The following is an 18,720-nucleotide window of genomic DNA, read 5'->3' as shown; positions in this document are numbered from 1 at the left end:
CGAGATCGCGGCGTGGACTTAGCATTCCCTTAGCACCTCGGACGCAATCCTGCCCCGGCATTCCACAAGGGGTGGCGCGGCAGGACGCACACGACTGCCGCACAGGTCAGAAGGACGCATCGATATCGCCCCGTCGCGGGGCGGGCCGTGAAACTGGCGCAAAGCGCCCGGGAAGACAAGGAAACAGCCATGTCCAGCATTCTCACGAACGACAGCGCAATGGTCGCGCTGCAAACCCTGAAATCCGTCAACTCCAACCTGGCACGCACCCAGGACATGATCTCGACCGGCAAGAAGGTGGCCACCGCCAAGGACAATTCCGCCGTCTTCGCCATCTCCAAGGTGATGGAATCCGACGTGGCAGGGTTCAAGGCGATCTCTGAAAGCCTTTCATTGGGCGAATCCACCGTGGCCGTGGCGCGCGACGCGTCCGAGACCGTGACCGAGCTGCTCACGCAGATGAAGTCCAAGATCGTGGCGGCGCAGGAGGACAACGTCGACCGGGCCAAGATCAACGACGACGTGACCGAGCTGAAAAACCAGATCGACTCGGTCGTTTCCGCTGCCCAGTTCAACGGGCTCAACCTCATCGACGGCAATACCGCCTCCGCCGACATCCTTGCCTCCCTCGACCGGGACGCCGCCGGAAACGTCACCTCCTCCTCGATCACGGTCACCGCCCAGGATCTCTCGACCGGGGGCTATACAGCCGCGGCGGCCTTCGCCGGTTCCACCGGCGAGGCCGCGGATTCGCAGGACAGGTTCGGCTTTTCCATGGATGCCAACGGCGGCACCAGTGACAACGGCACCATCGCGATCGACGGGTCGGTGCTTTCGGCAGGCGACAAGCTGACCGTCCAGATCGGCAACGCGACCGCCAGCTATACCGTCACCGCCGAGGATGTCGCGGCGAGCACCCCGGGCGACACCGTTGCCGTTGGCCTCAAGACCGCGATCGAGAACTCGGGGGCCAATGTCACAGTGGACTACGATTCAGCCAATGCCGGCCAGATCGTCGTGACCAATGCAGGCACCGACGCGCTTTCGGTCAGCGGGCAGTATACCAACGCAGGATCCGGCGGGCTGGGCACCCTGTCCGGGATCGACGTGTCCACCGCCAGCGGTGCCAACACGGCGCTCGCGAACATCGAGAGCCTGATCGACACCTCGATCGACGCCGCCGCAGCCTTCGGATCGGTACAAGGACGGATCGAAACACAGTCTCAGTTCATCGCGAACCTGACCGACTCGATGACGTCGGGCATCGGGTCGCTGGTGGACGCCAACATGGAGGAAACGTCGGCCCGGCTCCAGGCGCTGCAGGTTCAGCAACAGCTGGCGACACAGTCGCTGTCGATCGCCAACCAGGCGCCGCAGTCGATCCTGTCGCTGTTCAGGGGCTAGGAGCGGCGGGGCGCCCATTGACGGGCGCCCCGTTCCCCGCTCCGCCTTGATGCGTTGATCCTCTTGAAAGGAAATCCCGTGAACGCGACACAGCAAGCGCATAACGCCTACGGTGCCAACGCCCACCCGGTCCGTACGCCCCGTGGAACCGAATACGACGCCTTCGCGCGCATCACCAGCCGTCTGAAATCCGCGGGGGGCCGCCAAGGCACGGACATGCGCGTGCTGGCCGCCGCCGTCCATGACAACCGCCGTCTTTGGGCATTGCTGGCCGCGGATGCCGCGGCGGATGGAAACCGCCTCCCGGGACCGCTCCGCGCGCAGATTATTTCAATCGCCGAATTCACGCGACGACACAGCGCCCTCGTATTGCGCAGGCAGGCGTCGGTCGCACCACTTCTCGAGGTCAATACGGCGATCATGCGTGGCCTGCGCGATGCGCAAGGCGGCGGGGAGACGCAAGTGGTATGAGCGGCCTGGTTCTCAAGCTGAGCCCGCGCGAACGCGTTCTCGTCAACCGCGCAGTGATCGAGAACGGCGAAAGACGCGCGCGCCTGTCGATCGTGACGCCGCATGCCAATATCCTGCGGCTGCGTGACGCGATTCACCCGGAAGAGGCGACAACCCCGGTCAAGAGGGCCTGCTATGCCACGCAACTCGTCCTTTCCGGCGATCTCGAGGCCGGCGATGCGCGCTTGAAGCTCATGCGCAGGATCGAGGAGCTGGGCCATGTCTTTACCGACCCCGACAGCCGCACCGCGCTCGCGCGCGCCGCCGAGGCACTATTGACGGACAACCATTACCAGTGCCTCAAGGCCCTGCGCAGCCTCCTTCCGCGCGAGGAACGGCTTTTGAAACGGCAGGCGCGGTGATGTTCCAGCCGGTTCTGCCAGCATCCGGCCTGACCGGCTGGAAACTGCTCGAAAGCACGATGGCGGCGCAAACGCGCGCCTTCGAGGCGTCACCGCGCATGCAGCGCGACACCGCGTATTTCGAGGACAGGATCAACACGATAACCACGGCCGGGGAACTTGTCTCCGACCGGAGACTCCTGCGCGTGGCGCTCGGAGCATTCGGTCTCGGCGATGACATCAACAACCGCCACTTCGTACAGCAAGTGCTTGAAAGCCGCGCAGATGACGGCAGATCGCTGGCCAATTCGCTTTCGGACAGCCGCTACCGCCAGCTGAACCGGGCCTTCGGGTTCGGTGATCCAGCAACCGGCCCGAGAACCGGGACGCCCGGGTTCGGCGCCGAGATCACGGCGCAGTTCCGTGCGCGATCTTTCGAAATCGCGGTAGGCCGCCAGGATGACAGCCTGCGCCTGGCCCTGAACGCGCAGAGGGAGCTCGCAACGATTGCCGGAAGCGCGGCCAGCGAGTCCGAGGCGTGGTTCCGGGTGCTGGGAACACCCCCGCTGCGCGAGGTGTTCGAAACGGCCTTCGGCCTGCCCGATGGCTTCGGCCGGCTGGATATCGATCGACAGCAGCGCGAATTCCGCGCGCTTGCACGCGAGCGTTTCGGCGTCACGTCATTCAGTGACTTCTCAGGGTCGGGGGCGAGGGACAAGGTGGTCGAAACCTACCTGCTGCGTGACCAGGTCTCTGCGCGTGCCCTGCAAACACCGCAGGCAATTGCCCTGTCGCTGCTGCGGGCTTGACCCGCGTCCGTAGACAAAGGCTGCGGCAAGGGTCTTGGCCGGCGTTGATCCAACGTCCATCCCGGCGTGGCATGCCATTCAAATGGCCGCGCCCGGCGGCCCGGTGCCGCGTGCCTGCCCCGCGCGGCGCAGGATCATCCCGAGTTTCTGGAAGCTGTTACGCACCGATACGGTCTCTCTTTCGGCAATGAAGGAATCGAGTTCGTCCCGAACCTTGATCGCCTGGTCGAGCTCGGGGTCGCTGCCGGGCGTGTACAGACCGGATTGGATCATCGCCTCCGAACGTGCGTATCGGCCCACCAGAGCGCGGGCTCGCACGATCATGTCGTTTTCGGGGTCGCTGGCCGCGCGCGGCAGGCTGCGGGATACCGACCGCAGCAGGTCGATGGCCGGATAGCGGCCACGCTCGGCGATCTGCCGATCAAGAACGACATGGCCGTCGAGAACGCCGCGCAGGATGTCTGCCACGGGTTCGTCCATGTCTGACCCGGCGACAAGCACGCTGAAAATTGCAGTGATGTCGCCCGACGCATCCGGCCCGGGTCCGGCGCGTTCGCAAAGCGCCGTGATCTGGTGCGCGGTCGAGGCCGGAAACCCGCGCAACGCGGGAAGTTCGCCGCCCGCGGTTGCAACCTCGCGGTGCGCCTCGGCAAACCGGGTGATCGAATCGGTCAGGAGCAGGACGTGACGACCCGAGTCGCGGAAATGCTCGGCGACGGCCATGGCAGACCACGCACATCGCCGCCGCACGAGCGGCGACTGATCAGACGTCGCGGCGACGACCACAGCGCGCTGCATGCCCGAGGGCCCCAGAACATCGGAAACGAAATCGCGCACTTCGCGCCCCCGTTCCCCGATCAGCGCGACGACGACGACATCAGCCTCCATGTGACGGCCGAGATGGCCAAGAAGGCTGGTCTTGCCGACGCCCGAACCCGCGAAAAGGCCGATGCGCTGACCACGTACGACCGGTAAGAACGTGTTGAATACCGCCATGCCGGTTTCAAGGCGCGGGCCGAGCGCGCGGCGCTGCGCTGCCGCTGGCGGCCCGGCGCGCAAGGGGCGTGGCCGGGCGCCGCGCAGGATGGGCCGGCCGTCGAGCGCGTTGCCCATGGGATCCACGATTCGACCCAGCCAACCGTCATCGGGCGCAATATCGCCCGCATGCGCCAGCACGGCGGGCTGGCCGAGCGACACGCCGGCTGGCGCCACGTCGGGCAGGACCGTGATATCCTCGGCGCTGAGGCGCACCACCTCTCCGGGCAATGGCGGCGCGCCATCGCGCCGGATATGCAGCGTGTCCCCAAGACACGCGCGTCGGGACAATCCCTCGACACGGACCAGGCCGCCTTCGATGCAGGCGACACGCCCGATGCAATGATCCGGGCGCAGCGCGGCGATTTCCGCGCGCAGGGAGGCAATGGCGGACGGGCGCATCGTGATCTCCAGCAATCTGCTGAAAACCGTTTCTAAAGGAATCGGGGTTAAACCTTGATTGAAACCAATCGAGGGAGAAGCCCCGATGTTCGAAAACCTTGATGTCTTTCGCATGGCACATGCCATGGCCGCGCATGCCGGCGCGCGGCAGAGCGTGATCGCCCGCAACATGGCGCACGCCGACACCCCGGGCTACGCCGCACAGGACATACCGCCCTTCAACGCGGGCAAAGGGCCCGGCGTGGGCGGCTTCCAGCTGCGCGCGACACGTCCTTCGCATCTCAATCTGCCTGACCGTGCCGGCAGCTTTGCCATGATTGACCGCCCCGGCGCCACGGCGGATCCGAACGGCAATTCCGTGAACCTTGAAACGGAAATGGTCCATGCCGTGAACACGAAGCGGCAGCACGACCGGGCGCTGGCGATATACCGCTCGTCGCTCGAAGTTCTGCGCACCGCGATCGGGCAGAGGTAAGAGGAGACACGGCAATGACGGAATTTTCCCAGTCCCTCTCGATCACCGCCAGCGGCCTCAGCGCGCAGTCGCAGCGGCTGCGTCACCTGTCGGAGAACATCGCGAACGCGGATACGCCCGGCTACCAGCGCAAGACGGTTACGTTCACGAGCGCCTCGGGCGCATCAGGGCATGACGGACTTGTCGCGGTCGGCCGCGTGATGACCGACGGTGCGGCGCCCAAGGAAATTTACGATCCCTCTCATCCGCTTGCCGACGCCAACGGCCGCTACGAAGGCTCCAACGTGAACCTGGTAATCGAGCTCGCCGATGCCCGCGAGGCACAGCGCAGCTACGAAGCCAACCTCAAGATGTTCGAGCAGACAAGGCAGATGGGCAAAAGCCTCTTCGACCTTCTGCGCAGATAAGGGCAAAAGGAGATCCAGAATGGATATTGGTGCGATCGGAGCGGCCCAGAAATACGCGGCCGCCAGGCCGGCAACCGAACCCAACGCCGGGCAACCCGCGACGGGCGGGACGGTGAACGACCTTGCCCGGGATTTCGCCACAACCCTCCAGCAGAGCGAGGAGCTGTCCAAACAGGCCATCGCCGGAGATGCCGATCCGCACGCGCTGGTCGAGGCGCTGGCGCACACCGAGCTCGCCGTCAAGACTGCGGTCACCGTGCGCGACAAGGTCGTCGAGGCCTACCGGGAAATCCTGCGCATGCCGGTCTGAACGATGACGGACGAGGTGATATTCTTCGACACGATGCGGCAGGGCCTGTGGGTGGCGCTTGTCATCTCCCTGCCGATACTCGGCGTGGCGCTTCTGGCGGGGTTGTTCGTCGGGCTCTTCCAGGCGCTGACATCGATCCAGGAACTGACGCTCACCTTCGTGCCGAAACTGGCCGCCATTGTCGTTGTCTTCTGGTTGTCGATGGGGTTCATGACCCAGACCCTCGTCGCCTTTTTCCAGGACCGGCTCGTGCCGCTGATCACGGGAGGCTGAAAATGGAAGCTGCAGGTTACACGACCCTGACCCGGCAGAACGGTCTGCTGCGCGAAATCCAGATCATCGCCAACAATATCGCGAACGCCTCGACAACGGGGTTCCGCGCGGAGGGTTTGATATTTTCCGAGCACGTCGTGCGAACGGAGGGCGGTCCATCCCTGTCGATGGCCACGGGAAACGTCCGCCGGACATCCCTTGCGCAGGGTGCGCTGGACCCCACCGGCGGCAGGCTCGATTTCGCGATCGAGGGCGATGGTTTCTTTTGGATCGATACGCCCCGGGGCGAGCGGCTGACGCGCGCCGGCAACTTCACCACAAACAACGTGGGCGAACTTGTCACGCATGACGGACACCGCGTCCTCGATGTGGGCGGGGCCCCGGTCTTCATCCCGCCGAGCGCGGTCCGGCTGGGGGTTGCATCGGACGGCACGCTCAGTGCCGATGACCAGCCCCTCGCGCAGCTCGGCACTGTACGGCCTGCAGACGGTGCAACCCTGACACGCGAAGGCGGCGTTTTGTTCCGCACGGATGGCGCGCTGGAGCCGGCGCAGGATGCAAGGATCGTGCACAGGCATCTCGAAAGCGCAAACGTCGATCCGGTCTTGCAGGTCGCCAGGATGGTCGAGGTCCAGCGCGCCTACGAACTTGGACAGAGCTTTCTCGACGCGGAGAACGAACGCGTGCGGGAAGCCTTGCGATCCGTGACACGCGGCTGACACCCCCGAGACGAGGAGACCCCGATGCGCGCCCTTAAGATTGCCGCAACCGGCATGGCCGCCCAGCAGATGCGGGTGGAAACGATATCCAACAATCTCGCGAACATGACGACGACCGGCTACAATGCCCGCCGGGCGGAATTCGCCGACCTGCATTACCAGCAGATGACAAGGGCCGGCACGGTCAACGCCGCGGATGGCACGGTTTTGCCCACGGGCGTGCAACTCGGACTCGGTGTGCGACCGGCGGCAATTACCGTCAATCTCGCGCAGGGCGCGCTGTCCCAGACCAACGGTGATCTCGACGTGGCCATCGAGGGACGCGGCTATCTCGAAGTCACCCTGCCCTCCGGCCAACAGGCCTACACGCGCGACGGCGGGCTGAAACGTTCTGCGGACGGTCTGATCGTCACGTCCGACGGGTTCACCGTCGGGCCCGGGATCACGATTCCCGATGATGTCCGCAGCCTCTCGATCAATGCGGATGGTGAAGTTTATGCCTATTTCGCCGAAACGCCCGAGGCCGAGCTTCTGGGCCGGTTCAACCTGGTGGGTTTCACGAATCCCAAGGGCATGGAGGCGATCGGCAGCAACCTGTTCACCGAGACCGAGGCGTCGGGCCAGCCGGTGGTGGGCACGCCGGGACAGGACGGGCTTGGCACGCTGCGGCAGGGCTACCTCGAGGACAGCTCGGTCGACTCGGTCCGCGAGATCACCGAGCTCATAGAGGCGCAGCGGGGTTACGAACTCAACTCCAAGGTCATCTCGGCAGCCGATCAGATGATGGCCGCCACGACGCAGGTGCGCTGATGCGGATCCTCTTCGCCCTTCTGTGCGTTCTGCCCTGCGCGGCATGGGCCGACATCGTCGTGGCCACGCGCACGATACGGGCCCAGACCATCGTGACACCGGCGGATGTGGCGGTAAAGCCAGGCGAGGTGGCGGGGGCCGCCATTCATCCCGGCGAGGTGATCGGAAAGGAGGCACGTGCGGCGCTTTATGCCGGCCGGCCCATCCGCCTGGCGGATGTGGGACCACCGGCGGTGATAGAGCGTAACGAGATCGTGCCACTCATCTTTACCCGCGGTGGGTTGCACATCGTCACCGAGGGACGATCGCTTTCGCGCGCGACGGCCGGAGAGCGGGTCCGCGTGATGAACCTGTCTTCGCGCAGCACGGTCTCGGGCAGGGTCCGCGATGACGGCCGAGTTTTCGTTTCCGACTGATAGGGTGTCTTGATGACCGTTCCGTTCCGCCTGTTGCTGTTCCTGTTGATCGTGCTTTCCGGCTGCGGTCGGCTCGACCACCTCGGCAAACCACCCAGCTTGTCGGACACGCGCACGGGTTCCGAGCGGGCGGCGATGAGATATCCCGGCCTGCCCCGCCATGCCGAGCCCGCGCGCACTGTTGATCGCGCCTCGCTCTGGACCGGCGGGCGGCGGTCCCTGCTGGGCGATCGCCGTGCGATGAAGCGCGGCGACATTCTGACCGTCGTCATCGAGATCGACGAGGAGGCGGCCATATCCAACAGAACATCGCGATCACGCGACGGATCGGAGGGTTTGCAGATGTCCCAGCTTTTCGGCCTTCCACAACGCGTCAACGAGGAGCTTCCAGACGGCGCCAGCATGGAGGACGCCGTTTCCATCAACTCAAGCAGCGCGTCGAGCGGTGACGGCTCGGTGCGGCGTCAGGAGGAACTCACCCTACGGATTGCCGCGACAGTGACGCGGGTGCTGCCCAACGGCGTGCTCAGGATCGAGGGGACACAAGAGGTGCGGGTGAATTTCGAACTGCGCGAACTTCTCGTCAGCGGTTATGTCCGCCCCGAGGACATCTCGCGCCGCAACGAAATCACCCATGACAAGATCGCTTCGGCGCGGATTTCCTATGGTGGACGCGGCCAGATTTCGGATGTGCAACAGCCCCGCTACGGTCAACAGGTGCTGGACATGGTCCTTCCGTTCTGAGGCGGCGCAATGACCAGGCTGCTCCTGCCCCTCGCCCTGACCCTCGTCGGAATCGGCGCCGGCGTCGGCACCGGTCTGGCTCTGCGACCGCCGGCCGACGGCAAGGCTCATGCCGGCCCGCCCGAAACGACGGACGCGCCGACGGCAACGCAGCCCGCTGCGCCGAAAACGGTCAAGAACGCCGTCACGGGGTACATAGAGCTGAACAACCAGTTCATCGTGCCCGTGATCGGCGGCGACAGGGTCAGCTCACTGGTCATCCTGTCGCTGAGCCTCGAGATCACCGGCGACGACCGGGAGAAGGTTTATACTCGCGAGCCCAAGCTGCGCGACGTTCTGTTGCAGGTCATGTTCGACCACGCGAACATGGGGGGCTTTGACGGCAGGTTTACCGATGCCAACACGCTCGACGTGCTGCGGCAGGCGCTCACGGAGGCCGCTCGCAAGGTCATCGGGCCAGAGGTCAACAAGGTGCTGATCGTCGATATTGCCCGCCAGGATATCTGACGCCCCTAGCCGCCGCCACGTCAACGTGGCCCGTGGTTCCCGGCGGATTTGAGCATCATGGTTTGCTGTTCACGCAGGCTCTTCTTGATCTCGGCCCTGGCGCGCGTCGCGCGCCGCTCGGTTTCCAGCAGGCTCGCGGCCGCTTCGCTGCGACCATGGGCACGCTGCAGGCTCCGCCGGGCCTCTTCTTTCCGCGCCAGAACCTGCGCAAGCTCGATCTGAAGCGCGCGTTCCGTCTGATCAAGCCAGCCCCGCCAGAGCATGTCGGCCCCGACCCGGTGCACGGCCAAGCCCTCGCGTCCTGCCGGAGGCGCGGCCGCGACCCTGTGGTCCGCCAACATGGCAAGGTTCTGCCGGATGCGGGTTTCCTCGGTGGCGATGTCCTTCAGCCGGGACTCCCGCGCCGACCGCACCGCCCTGGCAAGCTCCGCCAGATCCTTCAGCCGGTCTTCTCTCAACCCAGCGCCCTTGCCTTGCGCCGCATCGCCTCGGCGAACCGGATCGCCGCCGCGACGGCACGGTAGTGATCGGGAGCGATCTCCTCGCCGATGGTCGTCGTCGCGAACAACGCGCGTGCCGTGGCCGGATCCCGCCGCACGGGAACACCGGCCTCCACCGCCCGTTCGCGGATGGCCAGGGCCAGATGATCCACCCCCTTGGCCACGCAGACCGGTGCGGAACCGGGCAGCCGACTCCACGCCAGCGCCACCGCGTAATGGCTCGGATTGACGATAACCACCTCGGCATCCGGCACGTCGGCCATCATCTGCTCGGTGGCGATCCGCGTGCCGCGCTGACGGCGTTCCTGCTTCATGTGCGGATCGCCTTCGTGCTGCTTGTGTTCCTCCTTCACGTCGCGATGGGACATGCGGTTCCGGCGCAGATGGTCGTAATGCTGCCACAGGTAATCCACCCCGCCGATGACCAGCGAGATCACTAGGACGACGCTCATGAATTCGATCATCAGTCGCGCCATCAAGGCACCGACCATGACCGGTTCGGCATGGATCGCGCCGGCCATATCGGAAAAACGGTAGACAAGGAACGCCCCTAGCAGGAGCGAGTAGAAAAGCAGCTTGGCGAAGCTCTTCGCAAACTCGAACAGGCCCGTCGGCCCGTACTTGTTCTTTGCATTCTGAACCGGATCAACGCGTGAAATTCGCGGCTGGAGCTTGCTTGGAGCGAGAATAAGGCTCTTTTGCGCGAGAACCGACAACAAGGCGCATGCCGCCGGGACCACGAACCAGACCGCGAGCCCGAGGACGAGCGCCAACAACAAACCCGCCGCCGGCGCCGCCGCCGGGCCGTCGAAGAACAACGGTGCCAAACCGTCGGACTGGTCGATCAGAACCATCAGGGCGGCACTGACCCGTTCGGTCGAGGCCGCGCCAAAGGCCACCGCCGTCACCAGGATGCCGCCATATGCCGCCGCGGTGTTGAGGTCGGCGGAACGCGCGATCTCGCCCTTCTTGCGTGCCTCCTCCAGCTTGTGGCGTGTCGGCTCGTGTGACTTGTCGGCGTCGTCGTCGGACTGTGCCATCACCGGCCCCCGAACGGATTGATCATGAACCGGCCAAGGGCATCCACCCAGAGCGCCAGAAGGGTCGGTGCCATGACCAGCAGAACCACGAGGCCGAGACCGGTGATGACCGGTGCGCCGACGAACACGACCATCAACTGGGGCATGGCGCGATTGATGATACCGAGCGTCAGGTTGTAGAGAACCGAGACCAGCACGAAGGGCGCGGCGAGCGTGAAGGCGAGGCCGAACGCGCCCGCAACCTGCCGGATACCCCATTCCGACACGGCCTGAGGCGCGGGAAGCTCTGCCAGCGGGAAGAGGCGGTAGCTGAGGACAAGTGTCTCGGCGGCACGCACGTGCAGACCCGCCATCATGGCCAGCGCGAGCCCACCGACGACGAGAAGGTGGCCCATGGCGGGGATCGGCTCGACACCGGCGGTCCCGAGGATCTGTGACAGCGAGGTCGCCTGTGCCGCGATGGTCCCCGTGGTCTGCAGGGCCAGCACGAACAGCCGGACCCCGACCCCGAGCAGCAGGCCGACGCCTGTCTGGGTCACGACAAGCCAGGCCAGGCCGTTCGCACCCGGTCGCGCCGGGCCGAGGTCGGGCAGCAGGATCGGTGTCACGGCGACGGTCAGTGCCAGCGCAAGCGCCAGTTTGATCCGGGCAGGCACGGTTGTCTCTCCGAAACCCGGAAACAGCGCGATGACGGGGGCAACGCGGAGGAAAACAACGAAATGCCACCAGAGCATCTCGCGCGTCAGTTCAAGCAATCCGGCGGCCGTGTTCATGCAGGTACCACACCAAGCAGGGCCGGGCGCGCATCGGCGCCGATTTCCTCGAAGGCCAGCACGGGATTGGTGATGTTCCGCGCCGAAAGCACCGTCCTGAGGAAACGCCGGCGATGCGCGGATGTGACGATTGACGGGGCGCGCCCCTGTTCCCCGGCGCGCTGCACCTGCTCGCCAACGGCGTCTGCCAGCTGGTTGAAGGTCTGCGGCGGCAGCGCCACGTCGCGGCGGCCATCCTTTCCGTCCATCTGGTAGGACGAAAACGTTTCCTCCCATTCCGGCGCGAGCTGGATGAGCGGCAGGGTGCCGTCCTCCCGCTGCAGGCCGGCCACGATCTGGAATGCCAGCCTCTGGCGCACATGCTCGCAGACATCCTCGGGCCGCGCATGCATCTGGCGGCCCTCTGCCGTGGCCTCAAGGATGAGCGGCAGGTTCCGGATCGAAACCTGTTCGGCCAGAAGCAGACGCAGGACCGCCTGCAAGAGGTCCGTGGGCACCCGGTCAGGGATGAGTTCGTCCAGCAGCTTTCGGTTTGCCTCCGCACGGGCCGGATCCGAAAGGCTCACCATCTCGTCGAGCAGGCGGCGCATCGCCTTCATCGTCAGAAGACGGCTCAGGTTGCGCTTGATCACTTCCAGCAAGTGGGTTGCAAGCACTTCGACCGGCCCGACAAGAGTCGCGCCGGTCAGGGCCGCCTGTTCCTCGGCATCGGCCTCGATCCAGCGCGCAGGAGCGCCATAAACGGGCTCCGCGACGGCGTCGCCATCCGGCAGGTCCGGGTGCCCGTCCGGGTCTAGGGCGAGCATCTGCCCGGTTCGCAGTGTCGCCCGCGCCTGCTCGACCCCCTGGATTCGTATGACATACTGTCCGGGCCCGAGCGCGGGCTCGTCCGTCAGCCGGATTTCAGGCAGGATCAGACCGTATTGCGTGGCCACGTACTGGCGCATGTTGGATATCCGCGCATCAAGCCCGGTGCCAGGATCCAGCACCATGTTCACGAGGTCCGGGGCGAACTCGAGATGGATATCGTCGAGTTCCAGCACCTCGCCCATGGATTTCTCCGGCGGCCGTTCATTGGCTGCGTCCTGATCCGCCTGTTGATCTTGCGGCGGCGGCCGGCGGTGCAGCCAGATCGCCGTGGCGCCGAGCGCGATGCCCCCAAGCATGAACGGAAGGAAAGGCAGGCCGGGCACGAGCGCGAACAGCACCATCAGTACCGCGACCGTCCCCATGGCCGCGGGGTGCCGACCGATCTGTTCCGCCATCGCGATGTCCGTCGCACCTTGCGTGCCGCCGCGCGCCAGCAGCAGCGCGGAGGCGATCGAGATCACCACGGCCGGAATCTGGGTCACCAGCCCGTCCCCGACGGTGAGGATGGCGTAAGTTTCAAAGGCGGTGGCCAATGGCATGGCATGCACGACGGTCCCCATGACCAGCCCCATGACGATGTTCAGCACCGTGATCAGCAGACCGGCGATGGCGTCGCCCTTGACGAATTTCGATGCCCCGTCGAGCGACCCGAAGAAGGTTGTTTCCTGCTGTTCGCGTTCCCGGCGCAATTTGGCCTCGGCGTGATCGATGGCGCCGGCTGACATGTCGCTGTCGATGGCGAGCTGCTTGCCCGGCATGCCGTCCAGCGCGAAGCGGGCGCCCACCTCGGCCATGCGCGCCGCGCCCTTCGTGATGACCATGAAATTGACGATCAGGAGCACGCAGAACACGACAACGCCGAGGAACACGCTGCCCCCCATGACGAAATCGGCAAACCCCTCTATCACGTCACCTGCCGCGCCGGTTCCCGTGTGGCCCTGCCCGATAATGAGCTTTGTCGATGACACGTTGAGCGACAGGCGCAGCATGAGCGATGCGAGCAAGATCGTCGGGAAGGCCGAGAAATCCAGCGGCCGCTCGATGAAGAGCGTAACGGTAAAGATCAGGATGGCGAGCGCGAACGACCCCGCCAGCCCGACATCGAGCACCCATGCCGGCATCGGCAGGATCATCATGACGATGACGGCCATCAACGCGAGCGCGAGCAGCACGGTCGGCTGGAAAATGTCCTGGATGCTTGGCCGCTTCATCTCAAGCGCCCCCCGAAGCCGGGAACGAGCGCACGCGCCGAACCGCCGCCCACCGGCACGAGAGAGCCCCGCGAAGCGGCCTGGGAAAGGCCGTCGACGAGCGCGCGCCGCGGCTGACGCTTGTCCGTTTGCCGCTGCAGGGGGGCGCGGGCACCGCCCTTTCGACCATCGTTTCCTGTCGCGGGCAGGCCTGCGAGGATACGGTCGAACCGGGCGCGGTACCGCGCCGCAAGGGCCGGCGTGCGGGAGTGATAGGCGCCCGCCGCATCTGACCAGTTGCCCAGCTCAGCATGCAGATTGGTCATGAAAGCGGCGGCGTAGCGGGCATTGGCAACCGGGTCGAACATGGTATCGATCGATTCGAACGCGTCGCCATGCCACTTGAAGTTGATCTGGAAACACCCGACGTCAAAGCTGCGCGCCCCGCGGGCGTGGTGACGCGCAACATGGGCGCGCGCCTGTTCCCGGGTTTCGAACCACCGCCCGGAGCCTTCCATGTTGACCGCCCATGGCCAAGGCACAAGGTGACCGCCACGGTGTCGCCCGGTTTCGGTGCGGGTCAGGGCCAGCAATACCGGCAATGGCACATCCGACTCTTGCGCTGCCCGCGCGGCCGCCACGTCGCAAACGGGTGTATTGGACGCGCGGGATGGCTCTGCCTGCGCCAGCAACGCGAGAACGAACAGGATGGTGCCAGCTGCCGCCGGCCAGAGATGTGGTGCATCTTGCACGAAACACGTCACAAGGTGCGGGATGACGTTGTTCAGTGATGGTTTCGCCGTTCTTGGCACGGGTGCAATCTCCGCGTTCGCACAGGGCCTTCTGCCCAGATGCAGCAGAGCCTAAGTGCCGCGACGTTTAGATTTCGTAAGCGCGGGCGGGGCCGGCAAGGTTATCCCGGCCGCAATCTGCTCAGGTGGGGGCAGGTGCTGTTGGCCACGGCCCGCAATCACCATCAGGCCACACCGCGTGAGCCGTTGTTGCATCTCAGGGATCGAGCGAACGCGCGGGGGCTGGCCATGCCTTCAACATCGCGCCTAGGGTCGCACGCGTTTGCCGGCTGGCGTCCAGCAGGCTCCTGTTCCGCGCAAGGACGCCTGCCGCGCGCGCGTTCGGTTGCGCCTGCATGTCGAGCATGGCCTTTGCCACATCCGGCACTGGCCCTTGCCCGTCCTCGGCCAGCGCACGCCAGTCCGCCGCAAGCCAGGCCTCGCGCCGCGCTGCCTCTTCCTCGCCCAGCGCCGCGTAGATGTCATGCGCCGTCGCGTGCCCGCCGGCCTTGCTGCGCGCCTCGGCACGCAACCGGTCGGCATCCTCGCCGGAAACCGGCATGAGGTCTAGCAACGCCTGGTTCGGACGCGCGCTGCGCAGCGCGATCTCGGCGCGCAATAGCCGTCTTTCCCGCGATACGGGCCCCGATCCTTGCGTTTCCGCTTGCGCGAAGCGGGAGGCCGTGGAGACGAAGCCCAGTGACAACAACCGGCGGAGGACCTTGTTCATTGTGTCCGGGTCGAGCTGTTCGGGCTGGGCAACGTCGGGTGACGTGACATGGCGCATGAAGTCGTAGTCATCCGCAAGGCGTGTCAGGTGCCCGACGAGGCGCGAGCGCAGCTCGCTGTTGCCCGCGCGATCGGACGGGTCGAGCGCATCGAGCTTGTCGAACGCCTCGTCGAAGGCTCCCGAGACGGCGAGCGCCTGTATGTGCGCGCGGGCCAGAGAACGGCCAAGGCGGGTTTCCCGATGCTCGAGCGCATAGGCGCCCGCAAGCTGCGCCGTCTCGTAGGAAATCTCGGCACCCCGTTGCAGGCGTGAGTCGATGAGGCGCACCAATGCCTCGGCTGACGGTTCGACGTTTTCCGCCACCAGCTTTCCGAGTGCCTCCTCGGCATTCGCCACCTCGCCGCGGGACAGGGCGATTTCCGCCCCGACAAGATTGCCGGCCGGGGTGGCCGTTTCCTCGCTGCGGTCAAGCATGCGGCGTACGCGTTCGCTCTCATTCCGATAGCCGCCTCCCAGGAACCGCTGCGCCAGCATCGGCCCGAGATACCCGCGCAAATGCGGCGGCAGGGCGGATAGCGCGCGAAGAATGGCATCGCTATCCATCGGCTGCCCGGCAGGTATTTCACGGCGCGACAGGGCCGACCACAGTGCCGTATGAGGCGCGCAATCCATCTGGCCGGCGAGGACGGGCGCATCCTCCCCGGCATCGCCGTTTTCCAGTATGCCCGACATCGCGGCGAGTACATCGCCGTGGGAGAGCTCGGCACCGAGACGGAGAACGACCTGGCGGGCCTCGGCGCCGAAACCGAAATGGATGTAGAGCCTTGCCAGCGCTGTCACGGCGGCCGGATCGGGTGCGTCGAATTCACCAAGGATACCGGAGCGGAGTGCGCCCAACTGTCGTGTGAACGGCCTGTCATCCGCCCAGCCGGTGACGTCCACGAGGGCCGGGTCAAGACAGCGCTGTTCCGTCACGGCCTGTGCTTGCGCCGGCCCGTTCGATCGCATGGCGCGGTCAATGCTGCTCTCGGCCTGCAGGTTGGCGGCTTTCGAATGCGGGTCTGCAGCGCCGTCGTGTACCGTTCTCGTTTGCCTGGCACGGCCGATCGGTGCGTCGGGCCGGGGAATCCGTGATCCCGATTGCACCGGCGTCAGCAGACCTTGTGACGCCGCCCGGCCCAGTTGTTCCAGGAGCCTTGCGCGGCTGGCGTCGAGCTCAGCTTGACGCCGGCGCGGCGCCGGCACCTCGGCCGCCGCCGTGTCGAGTGCCCGGGCCACCAGTCGCGTCGCACCCGATGGACGCATCTCCGGCAGCGGCAGGGGCCGCAGCCCGGCACCACGTGTCTCCATCGGCGCGGCGCCCGGCGGCTCTCTTTCCTTGTCGCGCGGCGAGGGGTCACCGATATCCAGCACGAGCGCAGACCGGTCGTACCAGAACGTCCGAATGTCGCAGTCGCAGCCCAGCGAAAGACGCAGCTGCCCCCCGCCCTGCGATCCGTCGATGGCCGCCAGACGCGTACGCGGGACACGCTGAAAAACGACGGAAGTATCGAATGAAAGGCCCGGGCGTTCGAAACGCAGTTCGGCTGTACGGCCTTGTCGATCTATGGTGTACGGTATCTGGCTAGGCAACCGGAAAACCAGCCGCGTGAACGTGTCATGTTCCCCTGCACGCACGTCGGCAACCTGGCTCCATCCCGCCCCGGCCCAGAACACTGTCACGATCATGCATGCAAGCCCGCGAATCATGCTGCATCCTGTTTCACGGCCTTGAGCGCCTCTTCGAGGTCGTTGAACGAAGGGCGGTTCTGCGCGGGTGCGTTCTGGCGGCCGACCTCGATGCATATATTCGTCGCGTGATTGTGCAAGTTGGCGACGAGGACCTCCCGGATCAAATGATAGAAATGTGCGTCCTCCTCGGTCACGGCCTTGAGCCGCGCGGCAAACGGACCAACGAGACCATAGGCGAGGAACACGCCCAGAAACGTGCCGACGAGCGCGCCGCCGATCATCTTGCCAAGGATCTCGGGCGGCTGATCGATCGACGCCATGGTCTTGATGACGCCGAGAACCGCCGCGACGATACCCAGCGCCGGCAGGCCGTCCGCCATGGTCTGTAGCGCGTGACTGGAGTGCAGGGCGCGGTGCACATGCGCCTCCATCCGCTTGTCCAGCACTTCCTCGACCTGATGCGGATCGTCGTAGTTCATCGAGGCGGATCGCATCGTGTCGCTTATCAGCGCGATCGCCTCGCGGTCCGTCAGTATCTTGGGATACTTGCTGAAAATGCTCGATTCCCCGGGCGCCTCGATGTGTTCCTCTATCGCGACCGGGTTCTGACGCGCCAACCGAACGAGTTGAAAGAGCAGGCATAGAAGGTCCCGGTAATCCTCCGGCCGCCATTTCGGACCACGGAAGACCTTGCCGATATCACGCGCCGTATGCTTGACGACCCCCAGATCGTTGGAGATGAGGAACGCCCCGATCGCCGCGCCGCCAATGATCATCATCTCGAACGGCAAGGCATGCAGGATGATGGCGAGTTTTCCCCCGGCGGCCAGGTAGCCGCCGAAGACCATCACGAAAATAATCAGGATGCCAACCAGTCCGATCATCTGTTCCGCCTGCGCTCGTCGCCCCCTCACACTGACAGCGGGGGGTTAAGAAACCCTGATCCGGAACCGGTCATTCGCGCGGAACCTGTGCGTTGCGGCCCGCGAGAACGACGCTGAACAGATGCGCGGCCTCGGCGCTCAGCCCGGCCATGATCTCGGCCGCCGCATCCGGCCGCATCCGGCCCAGGAACCCCGCGGCGAACTCGGGGTCCATCTGCTCGAAGAGCGCAGCGGCCTGCTGCGGCTTCATGCTTTCGTAGACCTTCGTCAGCCGGTCGAGGTCGTTTTCCGAAGCCGATTCGGCCAGGGCGATGGTTTCACGCAGGCTGGCCTCGGCCCGTTGGAGCTCCGTGAGCCGTTGCTGCACCGCCCGGTCCGCGACCTCCAGCGCCTGCATCCTGTCCTCCAGGGTGGCCTCGCGGGCCTCGATACGGCTCTCACGCTGGTCGAGCGCCGTCATCAGGCCGCGCAGATCCTCCGGCGTTTCGCAGACCCGCTGCGGGCCGGCGCGGTTTTCCATCCCGCTGTCGTCCGGGACGCGGGCCAGAGCCTGGCCGACATCGTCCCCGAGTCGAACGATTGCCGAGCCGATCAACAATGCCGTGACAACCGCCAGCGCCCCCCGGCCCGCACGGCGCCTGCCCAGCCCTGGCACGCTCATTTGACAGCCCCCTCGGCCGGGGGCTCGTGGCGCCGGAATACCGGCCCGAGCGGTGATTCGCCCTGCCGACCGGACGCATCGGACGGTTTGTCCTGAGTCTCGGGCAGATCATGCATGGAGGCCACGAGCAGCTCGAGCCGTTTCGCGGCATCCTCGGCACGTTCCGTCAGGCTTTCGAGAGACCCGGTGGAATCCGTGGCCGACTTCCGCGCGGTCTCGAGCGTCCGCGTAAGATCGTCAACCTGGGCAGATAGCACGGCCACCGCGCCGCCGACCCCCTTTTCGAGATCGTTGAACCGGCTGAGACGCCGCGACAGGACGAAACAGTAGATGCCGGCCCCGAAGGCGCCCGCAACCAGCAGTATGTCGGCAATCATGTCCATTTCAT

General features: G+C 65.6%; 23 protein-coding genes. 13 read left to right on the top strand and 10 right to left on the bottom strand.

The features are described from left to right. Positions 1–189: 189 nt before the first annotated feature. The 4 genes from ACH13J_RS02925 to ACH13J_RS02910 all read left to right on the top strand — a co-directional run bounded on the left by ACH13J_RS02925 (position 190) and on the right by ACH13J_RS02910 (position 3,064). Entirely contained in the window at positions 190–1,404 is a 1,215-nt protein-coding gene (locus ACH13J_RS02925; RefSeq protein WP_397541816.1) for a flagellin N-terminal helical domain-containing protein, read from the top strand. A 78-nt stretch (positions 1,405–1,482) separates the two neighbouring features. Further along, positions 1,483–1,875 carry a flagellar biosynthesis regulator FlaF gene (gene flaF / locus ACH13J_RS02920; protein ID WP_397541815.1) on the top strand — a complete coding sequence of 131 codons (393 nt, stop codon included), beginning with the start codon at positions 1,483–1,485 and terminating at the stop codon, positions 1,873–1,875. Then, entirely contained in the window at positions 1,872–2,276 is a 405-nt protein-coding gene (gene flbT, locus ACH13J_RS02915) for a flagellar biosynthesis repressor FlbT (protein ID WP_397541814.1), read from the top strand. The genes flaF and flbT overlap by 4 nt, the downstream gene beginning before the upstream one ends. Further along, the gene (locus ACH13J_RS02910) at positions 2,276–3,064 is read left to right on the top strand and encodes a DUF1217 domain-containing protein (protein WP_397541813.1); all 789 of its coding nucleotides are present in this window, start codon (positions 2,276–2,278) and stop codon (positions 3,062–3,064) included. The genes flbT and ACH13J_RS02910 overlap by 1 nt, the downstream gene beginning before the upstream one ends. 78 nt (positions 3,065–3,142) lie before the next feature. Here ACH13J_RS02910 and ACH13J_RS02905 read toward each other — a convergent pair whose 3' ends face one another. Further along, complete coding sequence (locus ACH13J_RS02905) at positions 3,143–4,501, bottom strand: FliI/YscN family ATPase (protein ID WP_397541812.1); 1,359 nt, start codon at positions 4,499–4,501, stop codon at positions 3,143–3,145. 85 nt (positions 4,502–4,586) lie between these two features. Between ACH13J_RS02905 and ACH13J_RS02900 the strand changes: the two genes are divergently transcribed. The 9 genes from ACH13J_RS02900 to ACH13J_RS02860 are packed head-to-tail and all read left to right on the top strand — an operon-like array spanning position 4,587 to position 9,162. Continuing rightward, complete coding sequence (locus ACH13J_RS02900; protein WP_397541811.1) at positions 4,587–4,976, top strand: FlgB family protein; 390 nt, start codon at positions 4,587–4,589, stop codon at positions 4,974–4,976. 14 nt (positions 4,977–4,990) lie between these two features. Beyond that, entirely contained in the window at positions 4,991–5,383 is a 393-nt protein-coding gene (flgC, locus tag ACH13J_RS02895) for a flagellar basal body rod protein FlgC (RefSeq protein WP_397541810.1), read from the top strand. A gap of 19 nt (positions 5,384–5,402) precedes the next feature. Continuing rightward, entirely contained in the window at positions 5,403–5,693 is a 291-nt protein-coding gene (gene fliE / locus ACH13J_RS02890) for a flagellar hook-basal body complex protein FliE (RefSeq protein ID WP_397541809.1), read from the top strand. Between the two features lie 3 nt (positions 5,694–5,696). Then, positions 5,697–5,966: a flagellar biosynthetic protein FliQ gene (locus ACH13J_RS02885; RefSeq protein WP_397541808.1), complete on the top strand. Its 270-nt coding sequence runs from the start codon at positions 5,697–5,699 to the stop codon at positions 5,964–5,966. Between the two features lie 2 nt (positions 5,967–5,968). Further along, positions 5,969–6,685 carry a flagellar hook-basal body complex protein gene (locus tag ACH13J_RS02880; protein WP_397541807.1) on the top strand — a complete coding sequence of 239 codons (717 nt, stop codon included), beginning with the start codon at positions 5,969–5,971 and terminating at the stop codon, positions 6,683–6,685. Positions 6,686–6,709: 24 nt separating this feature from the next. Continuing rightward, positions 6,710–7,495 carry a flagellar basal-body rod protein FlgG gene (gene flgG, locus ACH13J_RS02875; RefSeq protein ID WP_397541806.1) on the top strand — a complete coding sequence of 262 codons (786 nt, stop codon included), beginning with the start codon at positions 6,710–6,712 and terminating at the stop codon, positions 7,493–7,495. Then, positions 7,495–7,911 (top strand): flagellar basal body P-ring formation chaperone FlgA, encoded by a 417-nt coding sequence (gene flgA, locus ACH13J_RS02870; RefSeq protein ID WP_397541805.1) that lies wholly within the window; start codon positions 7,495–7,497, stop codon positions 7,909–7,911. Before flgG ends, flgA begins: the two co-directional genes overlap by 1 nt. Before the next feature lie 12 nt (positions 7,912–7,923). After that, on the top strand, positions 7,924–8,655 hold the full coding sequence (gene flgH, locus ACH13J_RS02865) for a flagellar basal body L-ring protein FlgH (protein ID WP_397541804.1): 732 nt from the start codon (positions 7,924–7,926) through the stop codon (positions 8,653–8,655). 9 nt (positions 8,656–8,664) lie between these two features. Continuing rightward, entirely contained in the window at positions 8,665–9,162 is a 498-nt protein-coding gene (locus ACH13J_RS02860; RefSeq protein ID WP_397541803.1) for a flagellar basal body-associated protein FliL, read from the top strand. 20 nt (positions 9,163–9,182) lie between these two features. Here the strand turns inward: ACH13J_RS02860 and ACH13J_RS02855 are convergent, their stop codons facing one another. The 9 genes from ACH13J_RS02855 to ACH13J_RS02815 all read right to left on the bottom strand — a co-directional run bounded on the left by ACH13J_RS02855 (position 9,183) and on the right by ACH13J_RS02815 (position 18,715). Then, the gene (locus ACH13J_RS02855; protein WP_397541802.1) at positions 9,183–9,620 is read right to left on the bottom strand and encodes a hypothetical protein; all 438 of its coding nucleotides are present in this window, start codon (positions 9,618–9,620) and stop codon (positions 9,183–9,185) included. Beyond that, positions 9,617–10,702 carry an EscU/YscU/HrcU family type III secretion system export apparatus switch protein gene (locus tag ACH13J_RS02850; protein ID WP_397541801.1) on the bottom strand — a complete coding sequence of 362 codons (1,086 nt, stop codon included), beginning with the start codon at positions 10,700–10,702 and terminating at the stop codon, positions 9,617–9,619. The genes ACH13J_RS02855 and ACH13J_RS02850 overlap by 4 nt, the downstream gene beginning before the upstream one ends. Then, positions 10,702–11,475 (bottom strand): flagellar biosynthetic protein FliR, encoded by a 774-nt coding sequence (locus ACH13J_RS02845; RefSeq protein ID WP_397541800.1) that lies wholly within the window; start codon positions 11,473–11,475, stop codon positions 10,702–10,704. The genes ACH13J_RS02850 and ACH13J_RS02845 overlap by 1 nt, the downstream gene beginning before the upstream one ends. Further along, positions 11,472–13,556: a flagellar biosynthesis protein FlhA gene (gene flhA, locus ACH13J_RS02840; RefSeq protein ID WP_397541799.1), complete on the bottom strand. Its 2,085-nt coding sequence runs from the start codon at positions 13,554–13,556 to the stop codon at positions 11,472–11,474. Before flhA ends, ACH13J_RS02845 begins: the two co-directional genes overlap by 4 nt. Next, complete coding sequence (locus ACH13J_RS02835; RefSeq protein ID WP_397541798.1) at positions 13,553–14,287, bottom strand: transglycosylase SLT domain-containing protein; 735 nt, start codon at positions 14,285–14,287, stop codon at positions 13,553–13,555. The genes flhA and ACH13J_RS02835 overlap by 4 nt, the downstream gene beginning before the upstream one ends. Positions 14,288–14,543: 256 nt before the next feature. Continuing rightward, the gene (locus tag ACH13J_RS02830; RefSeq protein WP_397541797.1) at positions 14,544–16,805 is read right to left on the bottom strand and encodes a hypothetical protein; all 2,262 of its coding nucleotides are present in this window, start codon (positions 16,803–16,805) and stop codon (positions 14,544–14,546) included. Further along, positions 16,802–17,671, bottom strand: coding sequence for a flagellar motor stator protein MotA (gene motA, locus ACH13J_RS02825; RefSeq protein ID WP_397541796.1), 870 nt, complete (start codon positions 17,669–17,671; stop codon positions 16,802–16,804). Before motA ends, ACH13J_RS02830 begins: the two co-directional genes overlap by 4 nt. Before the next feature lie 70 nt (positions 17,672–17,741). Further along, positions 17,742–18,332: a magnesium transporter MgtE N-terminal domain-containing protein gene (locus ACH13J_RS02820; protein ID WP_397541795.1), complete on the bottom strand. Its 591-nt coding sequence runs from the start codon at positions 18,330–18,332 to the stop codon at positions 17,742–17,744. After that, positions 18,329–18,715, bottom strand: a complete 387-nt coding sequence (locus ACH13J_RS02815; RefSeq protein ID WP_397541794.1) for a hypothetical protein — start codon at positions 18,713–18,715, stop codon at positions 18,329–18,331. The genes ACH13J_RS02820 and ACH13J_RS02815 overlap by 4 nt, the downstream gene beginning before the upstream one ends. Between the last annotated feature and the right edge of the window lie 5 nt (positions 18,716–18,720).

It is taken from the genome of Roseovarius salis (genome assembly GCF_044472985.1).
Lineage (GTDB): Bacteria > Pseudomonadota > Alphaproteobacteria > Rhodobacterales > Rhodobacteraceae > Roseovarius > Roseovarius salis.
The sequence above is the reverse complement of the archived record's forward strand: the minus strand, read 5'-3'. Positions and strand labels throughout refer to the sequence as shown.